This window comes from Mesonia sediminis, assembly GCF_042684705.1.
GTDB classification, from domain to species: domain Bacteria; phylum Bacteroidota; class Bacteroidia; order Flavobacteriales; family Flavobacteriaceae; genus Mesonia; species Mesonia sediminis.
Genome location: NZ_JBHULZ010000023.1, coordinates 252707 through 270683 on the forward strand (window position 1 = coordinate 252707; position 17977 = coordinate 270683).

Annotated in this window: 17 protein-coding genes; 9 read left to right on the forward strand and 8 right to left on the reverse strand. The window is 34.4% G+C overall.

From position 1 onward, the window contains the following. Positions 1-26: 26 nt before the first annotated feature. Together ACFSQ0_RS04330 and ACFSQ0_RS04335 are read right to left on the reverse strand one after the other, a co-directional pair. On the reverse strand, positions 27-932 hold the full coding sequence (locus ACFSQ0_RS04330; protein WP_379044648.1) for a patatin-like phospholipase family protein: 906 nt from the start codon (positions 930-932) through the stop codon (positions 27-29). Continuing rightward, positions 932-3016 carry a M1 family metallopeptidase gene (locus ACFSQ0_RS04335; protein WP_379044651.1) on the reverse strand — a complete coding sequence of 695 codons (2085 nt, stop codon included), beginning with the start codon at positions 3014-3016 and terminating at the stop codon, positions 932-934. The genes ACFSQ0_RS04330 and ACFSQ0_RS04335 overlap by 1 nt, the downstream gene beginning before the upstream one ends. A gap of 104 nt (positions 3017-3120) precedes the next feature. On the opposite strand from ACFSQ0_RS04335, the gene recG reads away from it, so the two are divergent. The 4 genes from recG (at position 3121) to ACFSQ0_RS04355 (ending at position 9403) form a co-directional block, all read left to right on the forward strand. Beyond that, on the forward strand, positions 3121-5226 hold the full coding sequence (gene recG / locus ACFSQ0_RS04340) for an ATP-dependent DNA helicase RecG (protein WP_379044653.1): 2106 nt from the start codon (positions 3121-3123) through the stop codon (positions 5224-5226). 107 nt (positions 5227-5333) lie between these two features. Next, a complete protein-coding gene (pheT, locus tag ACFSQ0_RS04345) occupies positions 5334-7754 on the forward strand; it encodes a phenylalanine--tRNA ligase subunit beta (protein ID WP_379044656.1) in 2421 nt (806 codons plus the stop codon). Between the two features lie 184 nt (positions 7755-7938). Then, positions 7939-9150, forward strand: a complete 1212-nt coding sequence (gene lysA / locus ACFSQ0_RS04350; protein WP_379044658.1) for a diaminopimelate decarboxylase — start codon at positions 7939-7941, stop codon at positions 9148-9150. A gap of 28 nt (positions 9151-9178) precedes the next feature. Then, a complete protein-coding gene (locus ACFSQ0_RS04355) occupies positions 9179-9403 on the forward strand; it encodes a putative signal transducing protein (protein ID WP_379044661.1) in 225 nt (74 codons plus the stop codon). A 36-nt stretch (positions 9404-9439) separates the two neighbouring features. Here the strand turns inward: ACFSQ0_RS04355 and ACFSQ0_RS04360 are convergent, their stop codons facing one another. Beyond that, on the reverse strand, positions 9440-10267 hold the full coding sequence (locus ACFSQ0_RS04360; protein ID WP_379044664.1) for a M48 family metallopeptidase: 828 nt from the start codon (positions 10265-10267) through the stop codon (positions 9440-9442). Positions 10268-10401: 134 nt separating this feature from the next. On the opposite strand from ACFSQ0_RS04360, the gene msrB reads away from it, so the two are divergent. The 3 genes from msrB (at position 10402) to lpdA (ending at position 12937) form a co-directional block, all read left to right on the forward strand. Next, positions 10402-10911 (forward strand): peptide-methionine (R)-S-oxide reductase MsrB, encoded by a 510-nt coding sequence (gene msrB, locus ACFSQ0_RS04365; protein WP_379044666.1) that lies wholly within the window; start codon positions 10402-10404, stop codon positions 10909-10911. Further along, positions 10908-11435, forward strand: coding sequence for a collagen-like protein (locus ACFSQ0_RS04370; RefSeq protein ID WP_379044669.1), 528 nt, complete (start codon positions 10908-10910; stop codon positions 11433-11435). Before msrB ends, ACFSQ0_RS04370 begins: the two co-directional genes overlap by 4 nt. Positions 11436-11548: 113 nt before the next feature. Continuing rightward, positions 11549-12937 carry a dihydrolipoyl dehydrogenase gene (gene lpdA, locus ACFSQ0_RS04375; protein WP_379044672.1) on the forward strand — a complete coding sequence of 463 codons (1389 nt, stop codon included), beginning with the start codon at positions 11549-11551 and terminating at the stop codon, positions 12935-12937. Between the two features lie 71 nt (positions 12938-13008). Here the strand turns inward: lpdA and ACFSQ0_RS04380 are convergent, their stop codons facing one another. The 4 genes from ACFSQ0_RS04380 to ACFSQ0_RS04395 all read right to left on the reverse strand — a co-directional run bounded on the left by ACFSQ0_RS04380 (position 13009) and on the right by ACFSQ0_RS04395 (position 15324). Continuing rightward, a complete protein-coding gene (locus ACFSQ0_RS04380) occupies positions 13009-13554 on the reverse strand; it encodes a hypothetical protein (RefSeq protein WP_379044675.1) in 546 nt (181 codons plus the stop codon). Positions 13555-13678: 124 nt separating this feature from the next. Continuing rightward, the gene (locus ACFSQ0_RS04385; RefSeq protein ID WP_379044678.1) at positions 13679-14416 is read right to left on the reverse strand and encodes a Dph6-related ATP pyrophosphatase; all 738 of its coding nucleotides are present in this window, start codon (positions 14414-14416) and stop codon (positions 13679-13681) included. Beyond that, positions 14403-14828: a type II 3-dehydroquinate dehydratase gene (gene aroQ, locus ACFSQ0_RS04390; RefSeq protein ID WP_379044681.1), complete on the reverse strand. Its 426-nt coding sequence runs from the start codon at positions 14826-14828 to the stop codon at positions 14403-14405. The genes ACFSQ0_RS04385 and aroQ overlap by 14 nt, the downstream gene beginning before the upstream one ends. Before the next feature lie 10 nt (positions 14829-14838). Then, entirely contained in the window at positions 14839-15324 is a 486-nt protein-coding gene (locus tag ACFSQ0_RS04395) for an outer membrane beta-barrel protein (RefSeq protein ID WP_379044684.1), read from the reverse strand. Between the two features lie 330 nt (positions 15325-15654). Between ACFSQ0_RS04395 and ACFSQ0_RS04400 the strand changes: the two genes are divergently transcribed. Beyond that, positions 15655-16245, forward strand: coding sequence for a porin family protein (locus ACFSQ0_RS04400; RefSeq protein WP_379044687.1), 591 nt, complete (start codon positions 15655-15657; stop codon positions 16243-16245). A gap of 64 nt (positions 16246-16309) precedes the next feature. Here ACFSQ0_RS04400 and ACFSQ0_RS04405 read toward each other — a convergent pair whose 3' ends face one another. Beyond that, a complete protein-coding gene (locus ACFSQ0_RS04405; RefSeq protein WP_379044690.1) occupies positions 16310-16930 on the reverse strand; it encodes a porin family protein in 621 nt (206 codons plus the stop codon). Between the two features lie 117 nt (positions 16931-17047). Here ACFSQ0_RS04405 and xerD point away from each other — a divergent pair, with 117 nt between their 5' ends. Then, positions 17048-17950 (forward strand): site-specific tyrosine recombinase XerD, encoded by a 903-nt coding sequence (xerD, locus tag ACFSQ0_RS04410; protein WP_379044693.1) that lies wholly within the window; start codon positions 17048-17050, stop codon positions 17948-17950. The last annotated feature ends 27 nt before the right edge of the window (positions 17951-17977 follow it).

Below are 17977 nucleotides of genomic sequence, written 5' to 3' on the forward strand. Positions count from 1 at the left end.
CTTTTCAACTTTAGAATAAAAATATCCTAACGCAGCTCATTCTCTTCTAAATGAGCTGCTTTTTTTTGTGCATATAAGTAACCTTGCTGCCACCATTCTGACATTAATTTTTTGTCAAAAATCAATGAATTCTCTGTTAATTTACTAGGTGTGTAATATAGGTTTAGGGTTACATTATTATTTATGGCTGCCAACTTTCCCTCAATTATATTACTTCGTTCAACTTGGTCGAGCATAAATCCGAAAAGATTTACCATAAGCGAGAAAGGGTTGTTCCCCAGTACTTTATTATGTTCCATATTTTCAGATTCTAACACAATTGCATCAATTTCTGTAGCACCACGCCGTATTGCTTCACGAATGGGTACTAATGAACCAAAACCTCCATCGGCGTACTCACAACCATTTTTCTTAACCAGACTCATAAATGGCGCGTAGTTACAAGAAATCCAAATCCATTCACAAAATTCATCATAGTTAAAATTCTTTATCGATTTATACTCCACCTTGTTTTTGGTAAGATTAGAAACGGTGACCACTACATCGGTTACACTTTCTTTAATCAATCGAAATTCTTCTGGTGTGATTTTTTGACGTATGAGTTTGTGTAGGTTTTTACTCTCTCCAAACGTACGTTTATTTTTAATGAACTGGATTAAGGTGTTAATAAAATTAATACCTACATACTCCCTATCTTCTTTTTTCTTAATGGTAAAAGGATTTATACTAAAAATACTTGATTGCGTAACCTGTGTATAAGTATTGTACAGCTTATCTAATTTACCGATAGCTAAGTGAGGAATTAATAAACTACCCGTAGATGAACCAACAAAGATAGAATATTTCTTATTTTGTGTACGAATTAAAAATTCAGCTACACCTCCTGCATAGGCGCCTTTACTACCCCCACCCGAAATAACCAATGCCTTCATTAATCTAAAATTGTTTTTAAAAATTGTTTATTCCTAAATTCTACTTGTTGGCTGAGAGCAATTATCTGTTCTTTTAACTCTCTTTGTTTTGTTAATTCTTTAATCAAATTACGCGCGAAGCTATAAAAACGCCAATTATAATGCTGAGTAGCTTTTATTAAATTGAGTAAACTTTCATCTGACCATAAATTAATTTGCCTTATTATAGAAAAAGCATTTCGTCTAATACTAATATCATGAAGAGCATTGGTATACTGATTCAATTCTTGAAAGATTATCGATTTATTGTGCGGATCATAAGACGGAGTTGCTAGATGTAAACCTAACCAGAGGTGCCGTAAACTTTTATTGTAAAAACCGTGCTTGTCTTTTAATTGATCTAGGTAACTCACTCGATTTTCTTGAAAATTGATCCATAAATTTAAAAGTGCAGCTTCTTGTGTGGTATATGATTTTTCATATAGCAATTGCTCATATTCTTCTTTTAAAGTGGGCGGAATTTTATCAATATGCAGTGCTACACTCTGTTTTACCAGTAAAGATTCGCTTTTAAGCGCCATTTTAAGTAAAGCAACCACTTCGGGTGAATGGGTATTTTCTAAACTCAATTGAATTACTGCCTCTTGCCCCAAATAATCATTTACTGGAACGCTTAGTGCATTCTTTAAATCTTTAATTTTCTGCTCTAGTGGAAGCTCTCTTAATGCGTTTAATGCTAAATATTTTTGCATAAATTCATTGGTGCTTAAAAGTCTCATTGCTTCATAAGAAGGAAATGTATTTGCTAATAACCACTTTTCCTCAAACCAACCTAAATCCTTGCCTGAAATTTCTTCGGCTAGCATTATAAAATCTTCGGTTCTAACATTCTGGTAAGCATATTTTTCTAAAAAACTTTTCACAATCTTTTTAAAAACTGACTCGCCTAATTTATTTTCTAAAAAAAATAGCGCCCACGCTCCCTTTTGGTAATAGGTGAGTGAGCTCGCTTTTGTATTCAAAAGCGCTTCTCCTCTACCCGATTGACTCGCTTCAGATAATCGTTCTGCGGTTTGGTACATAGAATAATAGAAATAATCGTCACCAAAAATTTCTCGCTCTGCTTTCAACGCATAATAAGTAGCAAAACCCTCGTGCAGCCAATGATGCGTTGAGCTGGTTTCAGTAATTAAATTGCCAAACCATTGATGAGCCAATTCATGGGCATTTACATTGACATAATTTTGATCAACAAAGCCTATAGAGTCCGTTAAAAATTGCTCCGAAAACACTGTAGCTCCTGTATTTTCCATCCCAGCGTATAAAAAGTCTTTAACGGGTACTTGTTTGTAATTTTGCCAAGGATAAGCCACCCCAATATTTGACTCTAGAAAATCGAAAATTTCTTGGGTATACCGGTAAGTAGGTTCAACCAAATTTTGATGTCTTGGGGCGTAATACAAGTAAATGGGGAGGCCTGATTTACTCTGTATCTTTTTATAATCAAATTTCCCTAAAGCTAACATTACCAAGTAACTGCTCATCGGTTTTTGCATATCATAAGTCCAGCGGGACACCTCCTCCAAATCATTCTTGCTTATTAATTTTCCGTTACTAATTAGGGTATAATCTCGGGGTGCTTCAAAACTTAGATCAAATTCTATTTTATCGTTCATATCATCTAAGCTAGGTAACCAGTGAGAGGTGTATTTACCTTGTCCTTGCGAGAAAATTTGAGCTCTTTCTGGAGTTTCCCAATTATTAAAATATAAGGTTTGTTGGGGTTTTGCCAGGTATTTAAATTGAATTGAATACAAACTATCTACCTTAAAATCGTTATAAAACCATATTTTTTGCGATGTAGTTTTCACGGATATTTGTGGGGTTTTCAAAACTACTTCTTTCATATTTTTAGCATCTAAAAAGATAGAATCACATGCTTTATTTAAGATAAATTGAAGTTCTACCTCACCGGCCACCTGCTTTTTAACGGGGCTAATTTTTAAAAATGCACTTATATTTTTAATGTCTAAATGTGTCTGATTTTGAGCACAAATCAATTCCGTAAAGAAAAAAGGGAGAAACAACAAATAAATCTTTTTCATAAAAGCGTTTTGGTGTTGAAAAATACAAAATTAATTGGTTTAAATTAACCTATTTTAAGGGCATTGTAGTTGCGAAAACTTTTTACAAAAACTATCTTAGCCCTATGAACTCAACTTATTTATTAACTCCAATAGATTACCTCAAAGGAATTGGTCCAAATCGGGCTAAACTGTTAAAGGAAGAACTGAGTATTTATACTTATTCAGATTTATTGCATTTCTTTCCTAACCGGTATATTGACAGAACTAAATATTACAAGATAAACGAACTACAAAGAAATGATGCAGAAGTACAAATTGTAGGCAAAATCACGCATTTTAAGACTATTGACCAGGGTAAAACCAAACGCTTGGTCGCTAGTTTTACAGACAATACAGGTAGCTTAGAATTGGTTTGGTTTAAGGGTATTAAATGGATAAGAGAATCGCTAAAATTAAACACAGCATATGTTATATTTGGTAAAATTAATTGGTTCAACGGGCAATTTTCTATGCCTCATCCAGACCTTAAAAGCCTTGAAGAACAGAAAAAAAGTTTAAGTGGCTTGATGCAGCCCATTTATCCAAGTACAGAAAAACTAAGTAAGCGTGGCGTGAGTAATAAGATTATTTCTAAAGCCATAGAGAATCTAATTAAGTTATCTTACAAGCAATTTTCTGAAACTTTACCCGATTATTTTCTAAAGGAGCTAAACCTAATGCCTAAAGCAAAAGCCCTTTTATATATACACTTTCCAAAAAACGCTGAGTTGTTAGCTAAAGCCAAGTATAGGCTTAAATTTGAAGAATTATTTTATGTTCAGTTACAACTGATTCTTAAGAATAAAATTAGGAAACAAAAAATTAAGGGCTATAACTTTACAAAAGTAGGCAGATTTTTTAAAGAGTTTTATGGGCAACATTTGCCCTTTACCTTAACTCATGCTCAAAAACGAGTTGTACGAGAGATTAGAAATGACATGGGCACTGGTGCTCAAATGAATAGGCTATTACAAGGTGATGTTGGTTCTGGGAAAACAATGGTAGCTTTTTTATCTTGTTTATTAGCTTTAGATAATGATTTTCAAGCTTGTATAATGGCGCCAACAGAAATTCTAGCTACTCAGCATCATCAGGGGTTACTAGAACTTTGTGCACCTATGAATATAGAGCTAGATTTATTAACTGGCTCAACTAAGCTTAGAGACCGCAAAAGAATTCATGAAGGTCTGGAGTCGGGAGAACTCAAAATACTTATAGGTACCCATGCACTTTTAGAGGATAAGGTTGTCTTTAAAAATTTGGGCTTAGCTATTATTGATGAACAACATCGTTTTGGAGTTGCTCAACGGGCAAAATTATGGACCAAAAATCAATTACCCCCTCACATTCTGGTCATGACCGCTACGCCAATTCCAAGAACCCTTGCCATGAGTCTTTATGGCGATTTAGATATATCTGTAATTGATGAACTTCCGCCCGGTAGAAAGCCTATTACAACGGTTCACCACTATGATAGTAATAGATTAAAAGTATTTCATTTTCTCAGAAAAGAAATTAAAAAAGGTAGACAAGTCTATATTGTTTATCCGTTGATTCAAGAAAGTGAACATATGGATTATAAAGACTTGATGGATGGGTATGAGAGTATTGCTAGAGATTTTCCTATGCCAGAATATCAAATTTCGGTGGTTCACGGGCAAATGAAACCAGCTGACAAGGAGTTTGAGATGAATCGTTTTGTAAAAGGTGAAACCCAAATTATGGTAGCTACAACGGTTATAGAAGTGGGTGTTAACGTACCCAATGCAAGTGTAATGGTGATTGAAAGTGCCGAGCGCTTTGGTTTATCGCAGTTACACCAATTAAGAGGACGGGTGGGCCGTGGTGCCGAACAAAGTTTTTGTATTTTAATTACAGGGCAAAAACTTTCTAACGATAGCAAAACCAGGTTAGAGGCGATGACTCAAACTAACGACGGTTTTAAACTATCTGAAGTTGATTTAAAACTGCGTGGACCTGGAGATTTAATGGGCACCCAACAAAGTGGTATACTACAAATGAAAATTGCTGATATTGTTCAAGATCAAGATATCTTACAACAAGCCCGTCAGTGGGCAAAGAAAATTATTGAAAAAGATGCTCGATTAGAACTCACTGAACATACCCGGGTAAAAAACACCTATTTGAATATTACCAAAAACAAAAAAAATTGGAAATATATCAGTTAAACAAAAATTCATAATATTGTAGAATTCTACCGAAGCCAATGGATATTTAAAGCTTTAATGAAAAAATAAATTTTATATTTGCTCCCCATAAAACAAGATGATTACCTATGAAAATTTCATATAACTGGATTAAAGAATTTATTAAAACAGATTGGAGTGCAGAAAAAATGGAGGTTTTACTTACAGACCTAGGTCTTGAGGTAGAAGGTATTGATGATTATGAGTCGGTAAAAGGCGGTTTAGAAGGAATTGTAGTAGGCGAAGTCATTTCTTGTATCCAGCACCCCAACGCCGATAAATTAAAGCTTACCCAAATTAATATCGGTGAAAAGGAAAACTTACAAATTGTTTGTGGTGCCCCAAATGTTTCCGAAGGTCAAAAAGTGCCGGTGGCTACCATTGGGACCCAATTGTATGATGATAAAGGAGAGGCTTGGAAAATAAAGAAAGGTAAAATAAGAGGTGAATATAGCTTTGGAATGATATGCGCCGAAGATGAATTAGGATTAGGACAAAGTCATGAAGGGATTTTAGTGCTAGATAGTAAATTAAAACCAGGCACACCTTTAAATCAGGTTTTTAAAATAACCTATGATAAGATTTTTGAGATTGGCCTTACCCCTAATCGCGCTGATGCTATGAGTCATTTTGGTGTCGCAAGAGACATAAAAGCTGGTTTGCTAAGACACGACATCAACGGTTCGCTAAACACCCCATCGGTGAGCGGTTTTCATGTAGAGAAACGTAGTCACCGCGTACAAATTGAAGTTCAAGATTATCAATTAACTCCTCGTTATTGCGGTATTACCCTTTCTGATGTTGAAGTAAAAGCATCTCCCACGTGGATACAAGACAAATTAAAAGCAATAGGAATTACTCCGAAAAACAATATTGTTGATGCCACCAATTATGTAATGCATGAGCTTGGTCAACCGCTTCACGCCTTTGACGCTAAAGCTATTAAAGGTAACAAGATTGAAGTTAAAACGCTCGCAGCAAAAACAAAATTTACGACGTTAGATGGTGTTGAGCGTGAGCTTCACGAAGAAGATCTTATGATTTGTGATGCAAACGGCCCTATTTGTATGGCAGGGATTATGGGAGGTTTAAATTCTGGGGTGACAGAAAAAACTACTACCGTATTTTTAGAAAGCGCGTACTTTAATTCGGTAAGCGTGAGAAAATCAGCTAAAAGACATGGTATAAACACTGATGCTTCGTTTCGATTTGAGCGCGGTGTAGATCCTCACATTACAGAATATGCCTTAAAACGAGCAGCCCTTTTAATTCAAGAAATTGCAGGAGGCTTTGTTTCTAGTGATTTAGATGATATATACCCAAAAAAAATAAATGATTTTCAAGTATTTTTAACGTTTAAAAAAATAAACTCCTTAGTAGGGCAAGAATTAGATCCTAGCATAATCAAGTCTATTTTGGCATCTTTAGATATTCGCGTCAATAACGTTACAGAAACCGGTTTAGGCCTTACAATTCCTGCCTATCGCGTGGACGTACAAAGAGAGGTTGATGTAATTGAAGAAATTTTAAGGGTTTATGGATATAATAATATTGAATTTAGCGAAAAACTAAATGCAACCATAGCCAACACTAACCGATATGAAGATTTTAAAATACAAAATCTTATCGCTCAACAATTAGTGGCCCAAGGTTATCACGAAATGATGGCCAATTCACTAACCAAAGATTATACCGCTCTAAATAAAGATCTGGTAAAAGAAGAAAATGTAGAAATCCTAAATCCACTAAGTCAAGAACTAAGTGTAATGCGCCAATCTATGCTGTTTAGCGGATTGGAAGCTATCGCCTATAATATAAATCGACAGAATACCGATCTTAAATTTTTTGAATTCGGGAAGATTTATCAAAATAAAAAAGGATACAAAGAAAATAAGCAATTACAGCTAATTGTTACTGGAAACAGAAATGAAGATAATTGGTTTGAGACTACGAAACCAACTGATTTCTTCTATTTAAAGGGTGTTGTAGGGGGTATATTGTCACGATTAAATATAACCAATTTTAATATTGTCCCTACCAATTCTAATGATTTATCAGAAGGATTAACCTATAGTATAAAGAATATCAATTTAGTAAATTTTGGAGTTGTTAAAAAGTCAATTTTAAAGGAGTTTGATATAGAACAAGAAGTACTAACGGCTTGTTTTAATTGGGACGCCATAATAGAATTAATTAGCAAGACAAATATTAAGTATAAACCTATTCCCAAATATCCTTCTTCAAGAAGAGATTTTGCCCTATTAGTGGATGATTCCGTAAAATTTAAGCAAATCTATGAGCTGGCTTTAAAAACGGAGAAAAAATGTTTGCAGTCTGTTGATTTATTTGATGTTTATCAAGGAAAAGAATTACCAGAAAACAAAAAGAGTTATGCAGTAAGTTTTACTTTTTTAGATAAAAATAAAACTTTGACTGATAAACAAATAGATAAAGTAATGAATAAATTACAAAAACAACTGGCTAAAGAACTCGACGCCCAGTTGAGATAAAAGGAACCGAATTAATTAGCTTAATACCCCAATATTAGTGCTTTTAAAAAATAAAAAATCTTAACTTTTATAAGAATAAACACCATTTTCTTATACCCTTTAATATTATTAAATTTTAAAAAAGACCACTTTTTTGCGGTTTAGGCTGTGATTGAAATAAAATCTAGTTTATACCCCAATAAAAATGAAAAATTCACATTTAATTAAGGCAGCCGAAAGGTTTGGCACGCCCCTTTATGTTTATGATGCGCAAAAAATTAAGCAACAATTTCACCGCCTAAAAAATGCCTTCAATTCTATTGAACGTTTAGAAATTAGGTATGCTGTAAAAGCATTATCTAATTTGAATATTCTCAATATTTTAAAGGAATGTGGGAGCGGATTAGATACCGTCTCCATAGAAGAGATTAAATTAGGGTTACACGCAGGATTTGATCCTAAAAAAATTATTTTCACGCCAAATGGAGTATGTTTTACAGAGTTAGAAGAAGCCGTAAGCCTAGGCGTACAGATTAATATTGACAATTTAAACGTATTAGAAAAATTTGGAAACAACTATCCAGAAGTACCGGTTTGTTTACGTATAAATCCACATATAATGGCTGGCGGAAACACTAATATCTCCGTAGGCCATATAGACTCTAAATTTGGAATTTCTATCCACCAATTACCGCATATTTTACGCATAGTTGCCAACACTAAAATGAATATAAACGGTCTCCATATGCACACGGGTAGTGATATTTTAGATATTGGAGTGTTTCTTCAAGCAGCCGAAATCTTATTTGATACCGCCAAACATTTTAAAAATTTATCATTTCTTGATTTTGGTAGTGGCTTCAAGGTGGCTTACGGACCAAATGATATAGAAACAGATATTGAAAACTTAGGAGAAAAGCTAAGCAAACGATTTATAGATTTTTGTGAGTCTTATGGCAAAAAACTTGCCCTTACTTTTGAACCTGGGAAGTTTTTGGTAAGCGAGGCAGGATATTTTGTGGTAAAAACCAATGCAATTAAACAAACCACTTCAACCGTTTTTGCTCAAGTTGATTCTGGCTTTAATCACTTTATTCGACCGATGCTTTATGGAGCAAAACACGAAATTATAAATATCTCTCAACCCAAAAACCACAAACGCTTTTATTCGGTTGTGGGATATATTTGCGAAACAGACACTTTTGCTAATAACCAGCAAATAAGCGAAATCAACGAAGGTGATTATCTAGCTTTTAAGAATGCTGGAGCCTATTGCTTTTCAATGGCAAGTAATTATAACTCTAGATTAAGGCCAGCCGAAGTGATGCTTTATAAAAAAGATCTTTACCTTATACGTGAAAGAGAAAAGTTTGAGGATTTAATCGATAAACAACTTATACAAGCATTGCCAGAATAATAAAATTATTGTATTTTACAAATAAAAAATGGACACAATCTTAACTTTGGTATATACTGGAAGCGATGTCAACATTCAATTTTTACAGAATATCCTAGAAAAAGCTGGCATCAATAGTATTAAAAAAAATAATTATGAATCTGGATTAAGAGCTGGTTTCTATGGCGGCGATATTAATCAGGTACAGCTATTTGTTCCAAAAACCCACCAATCAGAGGCAAAAAAAATTGTTCAAGCTACTTTTCCTGAATAAAAAAACCCTTCTGAATCTTCAGAAGGGTTTTTTTATCTATCGTTTAAAAGTGGTGACTCCAAATTTTTTGGCTTCAGCCATAGCTTCATCGGCCCATACCTCAAGATTATTAATTCTCGTATCGTTAGAGGGGTGAGTTGATAAAATCTCTGGAGGAGCTTGTCCGCCTTGAGCCTTCATTCGTCGCCACAAATCGGCTGCTTCGTGAGGATCATAACCTGCTACAGCCATTAGTGTGAGTCCTATTTTATCAGCTTCAGTTTCGTGGCTCCTACTATAGGGTAACATTAAACCTACTTGTGTGCCTATACCATAAGCTTGATTCAATAAAGCCGCATTTTCTTCGCTAACACCCGCTGCTTGAGAGCCAACGGCGGTAGCCACAGCGCCCAATTGTTGTAATTGGCTAGCACTCATACGCTGTTGGCCATGATTGGCTAAAGCGTGTGCTACTTCGTGGCCCATTACAACAGCCAAACCAGCTTCACTTTTAGTAATGGGTAAAATTCCTGTGTACACTACAATTTTACCTCCTGGCATACACCATGCGTTAACTTGGTCATCTTTAACCAAATTATACTCCCATTGGTAGCCTTCTAGATATCCTTGATAACCATTGGCATTCAGCCAACGTTGCGCAGCAGTAGCAATTTTTTGTCCAACTGTTTTAACCATCCTGGATTCTGAAGTATTTTCAACAACCTGGTTTTCCTGTAAAAACTGATCATATTGTTGAAAAGCCATCGGCAAAATTTGTGCATTGGGCACTAGGGCCAATGTTTTTTTTCCCGTAAACGGATTTTGGCTACAGCCACTCAAAATCAGAAAAATAAAACTTAATAAAATTACAAATTTGTTTTTCATGGTAATTTAAATTTTGTTTCAATATAGAAAAATATGATAGTATTCGTTTTTCCTTTATTAAGGTTTTAACAAAAAACACTCCGTAAAAGTATATAAAAAACGGCACGAAACTTGTTTCGTCTAAAAGAAAAAACATGAAAAATTTAATTTTAATCGGTTTTACCTTATTATTCGTAAGTTGTACTTCTCAAGCCCAAAAACAGAATGAAAAAGCTAAAATTGATAAGAAAAATATGAATAAAGAGATAAATTATTCAGTACAAAAAACTGAACAGGAATGGCAGTCTATTTTGACGCCAGAAGAATATCGAATTTTGCGACAAAAAGGAACCGAAAGGCCACATACAGGAGAATATAATATGCATTTTAAATCGGGCGAATACCACTGTAAAGCTTGTGATGCCTTATTGTTTGAAAGTGATACTAAATTTGATGCTCATTGTGGTTGGCCTAGCTTTGACCAAGCTATTGAGGGAAGCATAGAATATAAAAAAGACACCTCTTTAGGAATGATAAGAACCGAGATATTATGTGCCTCCTGCGGAAGTCATTTAGGTCACGTTTTTGATGATGGCCCTACCCAAACAGGAAAAAGATATTGCGTAAACTCAGTTAGTTTAAATTTTAAAAAAGACGAAGAATGAAAAAATTACTATTATTATTAGCCTTCCCTATTTTATGGAGTTGCGAAGGCGATCGAGGACCTATGGGGCCACCAGGCTTAGACGGAACCAATATTCTAGGACAAACCTTTGAGTATGAAAACGTAGACTTTAATTATGATTTTAATGCCAATCTTTTTACACGTATACTTGATATACCACCAGAGATTGCAATAGAACCCTCTGATGCTATACTGGTTTATCGCCTAGAAGTACAAAATGTTAACGGAAATAGTGTTGAAACGTGGAGTCTTATCCCGCAAAACTTTTTTTTACCGGAGGGAACTATTCAATATGTTTACAACCACACCGATTTAGATGTAGAATTGCTAATAGATGGTAATTTTGATTTAAGTAACCTTGATTTTGGTTTTACAGATAATCAAGTTTTTCGCTTTGTTGTATTACCTTCAGACTTTGCAAATGACCCTAAAAAAGATCTATCGACTTATAATCAATTAACTCAAGCACTCGAATCTGAAAAGTTAAGTTTAAAAGAGTTTTAGTTAACGTGTAAAAAAATCCCTATAACATGGAGTAGATATTAAAGTCTACTCTTTTGGTTATGGGGATTATTGTTTAAATTCGCAGCACATTACTACAGATAAAAAACAATACTATGAGTAAATATGATGTCATTGTACTTGGAAGCGGTCCGGGTGGATACGTTACCGCAATTAGAGCTTCCCAATTGGGTTTTAAAACCGCTGTAATAGAAAAAGAAAGTCTAGGAGGGGTTTGCCTAAACTGGGGTTGTATTCCTACGAAAGCACTGCTTAAAAGTGCCGAAGTTTTTAACTATTTGAAGCATGCAGAAGATTATGGTTTAAAAGTTAAAGAAGCCGATAAAGATTTTGATGCCGTGGTAAAAAGAAGCCGTGATGTGGCCAACGGGATGAGTAAGGGTGTTCAGTTTTTAATGAAAAAAAATAAAATTGACGTCATTGAAGGTTTCGGAAAGTTATTGAAAGGAAAAAAAGTAGAGGTTGCTAAAGACGACCAAACCACAACTTACGAAGCAGATCATATTATTGTTGCTACAGGTGCCAGATCTAGAGAATTACCAAATCTACCGCAAGACGGTGAAAAAGTAATTGGATACCGCCAAGCTATGACCCTAAAAAAGCAACCTAAAAAAATGATTGTAGTAGGTTCTGGTGCTATAGGCGTTGAATTTGCCCATTTCTACAATGCCATGGGAACCGAGGTTACTATTGTAGAATATTTACCAAATCTTGTACCAGTTGAAGATATTGATGTTTCAAAGCAATTTGAAAAATCATTCAAGAAATCAGGTATAAAGGTTATGACCAATGCTTCTGTTGAAAAAGTAGATACATCTGGAAATGGTGTTAAAGCTACGGTGAAGACCAAAAAAGGAGAAGAGATTTTAGATGCAGATATCGTTTTAAGTGCCGTGGGAATTAAAACGAATATAGAAAATATAGGATTGGAAGAAGTTGGTATTCAAGTCGACAAAGATAAAATCCAGGTAAATGAATGGTACCAAACAAATGTTCCGGGTTATTATGCTATTGGTGATGTTACCCCAGGCCAAGCTTTAGCTCACGTAGCTTCAGCTGAAGGAATTCTATGTGTTGAAAAAATAAAAGGAATGAAGGTTGAAGCCTTAGATTACGGCAATATTCCAGGCTGTACTTATGCTTCACCCGAAATTGCCAGCGTAGGATTAACTGAAAAGCAAGCAAAAGAACAAGGTTACGAAATTAAAGTAGGTAAATTTCCTTTCTCTGCCTCAGGAAAAGCTAGCGCTTCGGGTAAGAAAGATGGTTTTGTAAAAGTGATTTTTGATGCTAAATACGGCGAATGGTTGGGTTGCCATATGATTGGTGCTGGTGTGACCGATATGATTGCCGAAGCTGTATTGGGTAGAAAATTAGAAACTACCGGACACGAAGTTTTAAAAGCGGTTCACCCTCACCCCACTATGAGTGAAGCGGTTATGGAGGCTACAGCCGATGCTTATGATGAAGTAATTCATTTATAATCATCAATTATAAAAAAGAAAAAGCCGAGGAGTTCTAAACTTCTCGGCTTTTTTGATTTACTTATTTTTAATTATAAAGATGGGTTTACTTTAGCATCAAATTGCATATCTAAAGTAACCGTAATATTATTTGCATCTTCTGTACTGGTAAATTGCACAATTAATTTTAAATCTTCGGCACTTAAATAATCGTCTAAATAAGCATCTGTGGTGTTTAAACTAATTCGCTCGACTCCCTTTGGCACATTATCTAAACTGGCCACCTGCATAACATCCAGACCATCTTTACGAACGCTTAAAGTCACAGAATCAACAAAATCAAAATTATTCTGGTCATCGGCGCTGACCAAAACAATATCGATATCGTCTAGTTCTATTTCTTCAACTTGATTTATTGCCTCATCTGTTCCTAGCTCTTTTTCTAACTCTGCACGCAGATTAACGCTAGTTTCAATTGGGAAGTTGAATTCATTAATTGGTAAATAGTCAACTGTTTTACTAACACTTACTGGGATATCACTAATGGTTCTAATTCTATCTACTACATCGTCATCGCTGCAAGCGCTAAAAAATAAGCTACAGATTAAAAGGGATAGAAATAAAATTTTGTTTCGCATAATATATTTGATTTTAGATTATGATCAAAAATCGTTAATACAAAACTTAATTTTTCAAAACGCCTTCTTAAAACTATCTTATAATAACGGTCGGTATTCTAAAATAATAAAGTAAATTGTTAAGTTATGAATCAATTGGTATTACTTCTTGAAACCAAAATTGATTATCCCAAAAGCTTTGGTTTTTAAAGCAATCGTCTTTATCGTTACGTTTACTCGGCTGATAGCTTTGCATGATTTTATCTCCTAATTTAAAGGGTATTGGAAATTTAAAATTGGGTCCGTCATAAACAAAAGTATGAAACTCCCCATTTTCTCCACAAGGATCAACCCCTTTTGGTAAATCGTTTAAAAATTCCCTATCATAAATTCTACCGCAAAAAGAAGCATCTAACCTCTTAGCACTTACTGCTATAACTATTGCTTTAAACCCTAAATCGATAAAATAATTAGCTAGGTTTTGTGTGTCATTTCCCCATAGCGGAAAAATCGGTTCAACTCCTAAAGGTCGATATTGTTTTTCTCTATACTCTTTTAGATCATCTAAGGCGATATCTCCAAAAACACTCGCTGTGAATCCTTCCGCTTTAAGCGAAGTAACTTTTTTTTTAACCGCTGCATTATAGGTGGTCATCGAAACATCTCCTTTTAAGCTAAGAAAATCTAAAGGTAGTCCAAGAGATTTAGCTTGCGCTTCTACCAAAGAGATGGGTACACCGTGCATGGTTACCCGATTTAAATCTGCGTTATAAGTTGTTAGTAAAAGCTCAACACTTAAAGATTTAGATTGTTGTATATTATTTAGAGCTAAGCAAGCATCTTTACCGGAGCTCCAATTTAAATAAGCTTTAGTTGTTTTCATGCTTTAAATAGTATATCGCCATAGCATAGCCTCTAAGTCCGAAGCCAGATAAGCTAGCTTTACAAACCGCACTTAAGTAAGAATGATGGCGAAAAGATTCGCGGGCAAAAATATTTGAAATATGCACCTCGACAACTGGTGTTTGAATGGCCTTTACAGTGTCTGCCAATGCAATAGAGGTATGCGAATAGGCAGCTGCGTTAAGAATAACAGCATCTACCTTATCTGCCGCAATTTGTAATGCATCGATTAAATCACCTTCGTGGTTAGATTGAAGGTAGTCAATATTTATTTCTTTAAATTCTTGACGTAATTCACCTAAATAATTCTCGAAATTTGAAGTTCCGTAAATCTGGGGTTCTCGTGTTCCCAGTAAATTTAAATTGGGTCCGTTTATGATAAGAATTTTCATTTTGTTCGATTTATAAGTCTAAAGATAAGCCTATCATTAAACTATTAAAATCGCTTGACTGAAAGGTTTCACTATTTTTTGCAATTTTAAAACCATAATCTAAACTCACTGTAAAATCTTTTAAAAGTTTCAAGCCTGCTCCTATACTTAAATCTAAGCCCAATCTATCTTTAAAATCACTGTTGGGTATATCAAAAATGTAAGTAGCTTGCGGACCCGCTTGCACGCTTAAATTTGATAATAAGTAATATTTTAAAACTACTGGAAAATAAAGTAAATTATTGTCGCTAACATTTCCGTAAAGCAAACTAGGTTTTAAAGCAAAACTATTACTTAAAGGTGCTTCAATATACAAACCTGCGTAGAATCCGTTTTCATCTTTATTATTGGCCTCAACATTTAAATAACCTCCAGAAATTCCGGTTTGAATTGATTGTGCATAGGAAATACCACAAAAGGCTACAAAAATAAGGGCTGCAAGAACAATTTTTTTCATTCTATTTTTATTTTAAGTTAAAGCGAATGTACAAAAGAAAATGCAATTTATTTCTGGAACCCCCTTATTAATTATGTATTGAAGTCTAAGCCTAGGTAAGCTTATTCAGGTATTTTTATAGTTTAATTTTTTGTTAAATGTCATATTTCAAAAATCTCTTAAAAAAATCATTTTTTGATAATTGTTTTGCTCCAAAGCCTCCTTTCATTCCTAAAAACATAAATATTTAAATCAATTACACTTTAATTTGAATTAAATGAGAACAATTTCTATAAATAAAATTTAAAAAGCGGTGATTAACTTTGCTCTAAATTTAAAACTATACATAAAATGAAAAAGTTTATTTTAAGCGCAGTGGCGGTATTTAGCCTGACTTTTGCTCAAGCTCAAGAAACTGGAGAAAATCCAGGATTTGATACCGGAGACATGTTTATATCTGGATCTGTAGGTTACAGCACTACAAAAAATCCAGATGATTCTAAATCAAGTAATTTTAACATTATTCCGCGTTTTGGTTATTTTGTAAATGACTTCTTTGCTGTCGGTGCTCAGTTAGGGTACAGTAAGAATACTGCAGAAGATTCAAGAGGCCGTGATACCGTGGATAATTCAACTTTTGAAGTAGGAGTATTTGGTCGCTATTACCTTTTACCAGGAAAACGCTTTACCCCCTATGGTGAATTAAATTTAGGATATGGGCACACCAAAGATATTTTTGATAATAAAGTAAACGGTTTAAATATTGGGTTTATGCCTGGTGTTAGTTATTTTTTATCAAACAACTTTGCTATCGAGGCAAGTGTTGGAATCCTAGGTTATAGTTCGGCTAAACCGGATAGTGATGGAGCCGAAGCTACCAAACGTTTTGATTTTGGTATTGATACAAATGATATAAATTTTGGACTTATTTATAAGTTTTAAAAAACTTAAGCCATAAAAAAAGCGATTGAGTAACTCAATCGCTTTTTTTCAATCTAAATTCATGTTATTTAAAAGTATACCCAATACCGAATTGCAAAACAGAGTTGTGTACATCTACATCTTTTATAATTTCGCTAAACCCGTAGTTATAGCGCCCACTTATAAAAAATCCGTTATCAAAAGCATACTCAAGACCAGCTGCTAAACTAATGTCAATATCTTCTGGTTCTAAAGCGCCATCAATATCAATGTCTCCACTATCGCTATTAGGCTTATAATCTATTTCGTCATTTACTAAGAAACCTATTTGTGGTCCTGCGCTTACACTTAAACCTTCAACCAAATATATTTTTGCAAGTAAAGGGATTTGAATATAATCTAATTGTACCTCGATATTTTCATCATTATCTAAAAAATTATCTTGGTCTACTCGCACTGCATCAAAGCCTTGACCCGAGTACAATACCTCTCCTTGCACAGAAAAGCGCTCAGAAAAAGGAACTTCGGCTACAAAACCAGCGTTAAAACTCGTTCTAGAATCTGGACTATCAAAATCATCTCCAGTTACTGTAGCCAGGTTTACTCCCCCTTTTACACCTAATTTAACCAAATCTGAATTGGCTTGAGCTTGAGCGCCAAAAATTCCTGCTGCTGCAACTATTGCAGTTAAAACTAATTTTTTCATAATTTATTTTTTAATGATTTACAGCAAACATACGGCTCAGTCTCTTAAAGATATATTAAGTACTCACTAAAGTTTCCCTAATGTCTAAGATACCCATTAAATGTTTATTTTTACCGTATGGAATCAAGCCAACTCATTCAGAATTATAAGACTTACCTTAAATTGGAGCGCGGTTTATCTTACAATTCTATCGTGAATTATGAATTAGATATTGTTAAATTAACCAAATTTTTAGAACAAGAAAAGGCTTCAGTTTCGCTAATTCAAGTTAAAGACACTAGTATTTATAGTTTCTTATTTGAGTTAAATAAAGTGGTCAATGCTCGCTCTCAAGCGCGGATAATTTCTGGATTAAAAAGCTTTTTTGAATTTTTGGTGCACGAAAATTATCGAACAGACAACCCGATGGAATTAGTAGAAACGCCTAAGATTGGTCGAAAACTACCCGACACATTGAGTGTTCAAGAAATAGATGCTATTATTGCTGCCATAGATTTGAGTCATCCACAGGGTGAACGGAATCGCACTATTTTAGAGACCTTATATGGTTGCGGTCTGCGGGTATCTGAGCTAATAAACCTCAAGTTATCAGATTTATTTTTTGAAGAAGGCTTTATAAGAGTTACAGGAAAAGGTAACAAGCAGCGATTAGTCCCTGTAACAGAAAGTCTCATTACCTACATAACGTACTACATAAAAGAAATAAGAGTTTTAGATCCGGTAAAAGAAGAAAGTGTTGACATTTTGTTTTTAAACAGAAGAGGCAGGCAGCTTACGCGAGCAATGATATTTACCCTAGTTAAAAATTTCTGCAAATATGCCGGTATCAAAAAAAATATAAGTCCGCATACTTTTAGACATTCTTTTGCCACTCACCTACTCGAAAACGGAGCCGATCTTCGCAGCATCCAGCAAATGTTAGGCCACGAAAGTATTACCACTACAGAGGTATATATGCATTTGGATAGGTCACATCTAAAAACCGTAATGGAAAATTATCATCCACGAACTAAATATTAAATAAATATTAAACTAAACTTTTTTGTC

What these genes read in the sequence shown, in the direction of transcription:
- ACFSQ0_RS04385 (WP_379044678.1), bottom strand. Translation starts at nt 14,416, where the DNA reads ATGAAAACAACTAAAGCTTATTTAAATTGGAGCTCCGGTAAAGATGCT.
- lpdA (WP_379044672.1), top strand. Translation starts at nt 11,549, where the DNA reads ATGAGTAAATATGATGTCATTGTACTTGGAAGCGGTCCGGGTGGATAC.
- ACFSQ0_RS04335 (WP_379044651.1), bottom strand. Translation starts at nt 3,016, where the DNA reads ATGAAAAAGATTTATTTGTTGTTTCTCCCTTTTTTCTTTACGGAATTG.
- ACFSQ0_RS04380 (WP_379044675.1), bottom strand. Translation starts at nt 13,554, where the DNA reads ATGCGAAACAAAATTTTATTTCTATCCCTTTTAATCTGTAGCTTATTT.
- lysA (WP_379044658.1), top strand. Translation starts at nt 7,939, where the DNA reads ATGAAAAATTCACATTTAATTAAGGCAGCCGAAAGGTTTGGCACGCCC.
- ACFSQ0_RS04395 (WP_379044684.1), bottom strand. Translation starts at nt 15,324, where the DNA reads ATGAAAAAAATTGTTCTTGCAGCCCTTATTTTTGTAGCCTTTTGTGGT.
- ACFSQ0_RS04405 (WP_379044690.1), bottom strand. Translation starts at nt 16,930, where the DNA reads ATGAAAAAATTAGTTTTAACTGCAATAGTTGCAGCAGCAGGAATTTTT.
- pheT (WP_379044656.1), top strand. Translation starts at nt 5,334, where the DNA reads ATGAAAATTTCATATAACTGGATTAAAGAATTTATTAAAACAGATTGG.
- msrB (WP_379044666.1), top strand. Translation starts at nt 10,402, where the DNA reads ATGAAAAATTTAATTTTAATCGGTTTTACCTTATTATTCGTAAGTTGT.
- ACFSQ0_RS04370 (WP_379044669.1), top strand. Translation starts at nt 10,908, where the DNA reads ATGAAAAAATTACTATTATTATTAGCCTTCCCTATTTTATGGAGTTGC.
- ACFSQ0_RS04360 (WP_379044664.1), bottom strand. Translation starts at nt 10,267, where the DNA reads ATGAAAAACAAATTTGTAATTTTATTAAGTTTTATTTTTCTGATTTTG.
- ACFSQ0_RS04355 (WP_379044661.1), top strand. Translation starts at nt 9,179, where the DNA reads ATGGACACAATCTTAACTTTGGTATATACTGGAAGCGATGTCAACATT.
- aroQ (WP_379044681.1), bottom strand. Translation starts at nt 14,828, where the DNA reads ATGAAAATTCTTATCATAAACGGACCCAATTTAAATTTACTGGGAACA.
- xerD (WP_379044693.1), top strand. Translation starts at nt 17,048, where the DNA reads ATGGAATCAAGCCAACTCATTCAGAATTATAAGACTTACCTTAAATTG.
- ACFSQ0_RS04330 (WP_379044648.1), bottom strand. Translation starts at nt 932, where the DNA reads ATGAAGGCATTGGTTATTTCGGGTGGGGGTAGTAAAGGCGCCTATGCA.
- recG (WP_379044653.1), top strand. Translation starts at nt 3,121, where the DNA reads ATGAACTCAACTTATTTATTAACTCCAATAGATTACCTCAAAGGAATT.
- ACFSQ0_RS04400 (WP_379044687.1), top strand. Translation starts at nt 15,655, where the DNA reads ATGAAAAAGTTTATTTTAAGCGCAGTGGCGGTATTTAGCCTGACTTTT.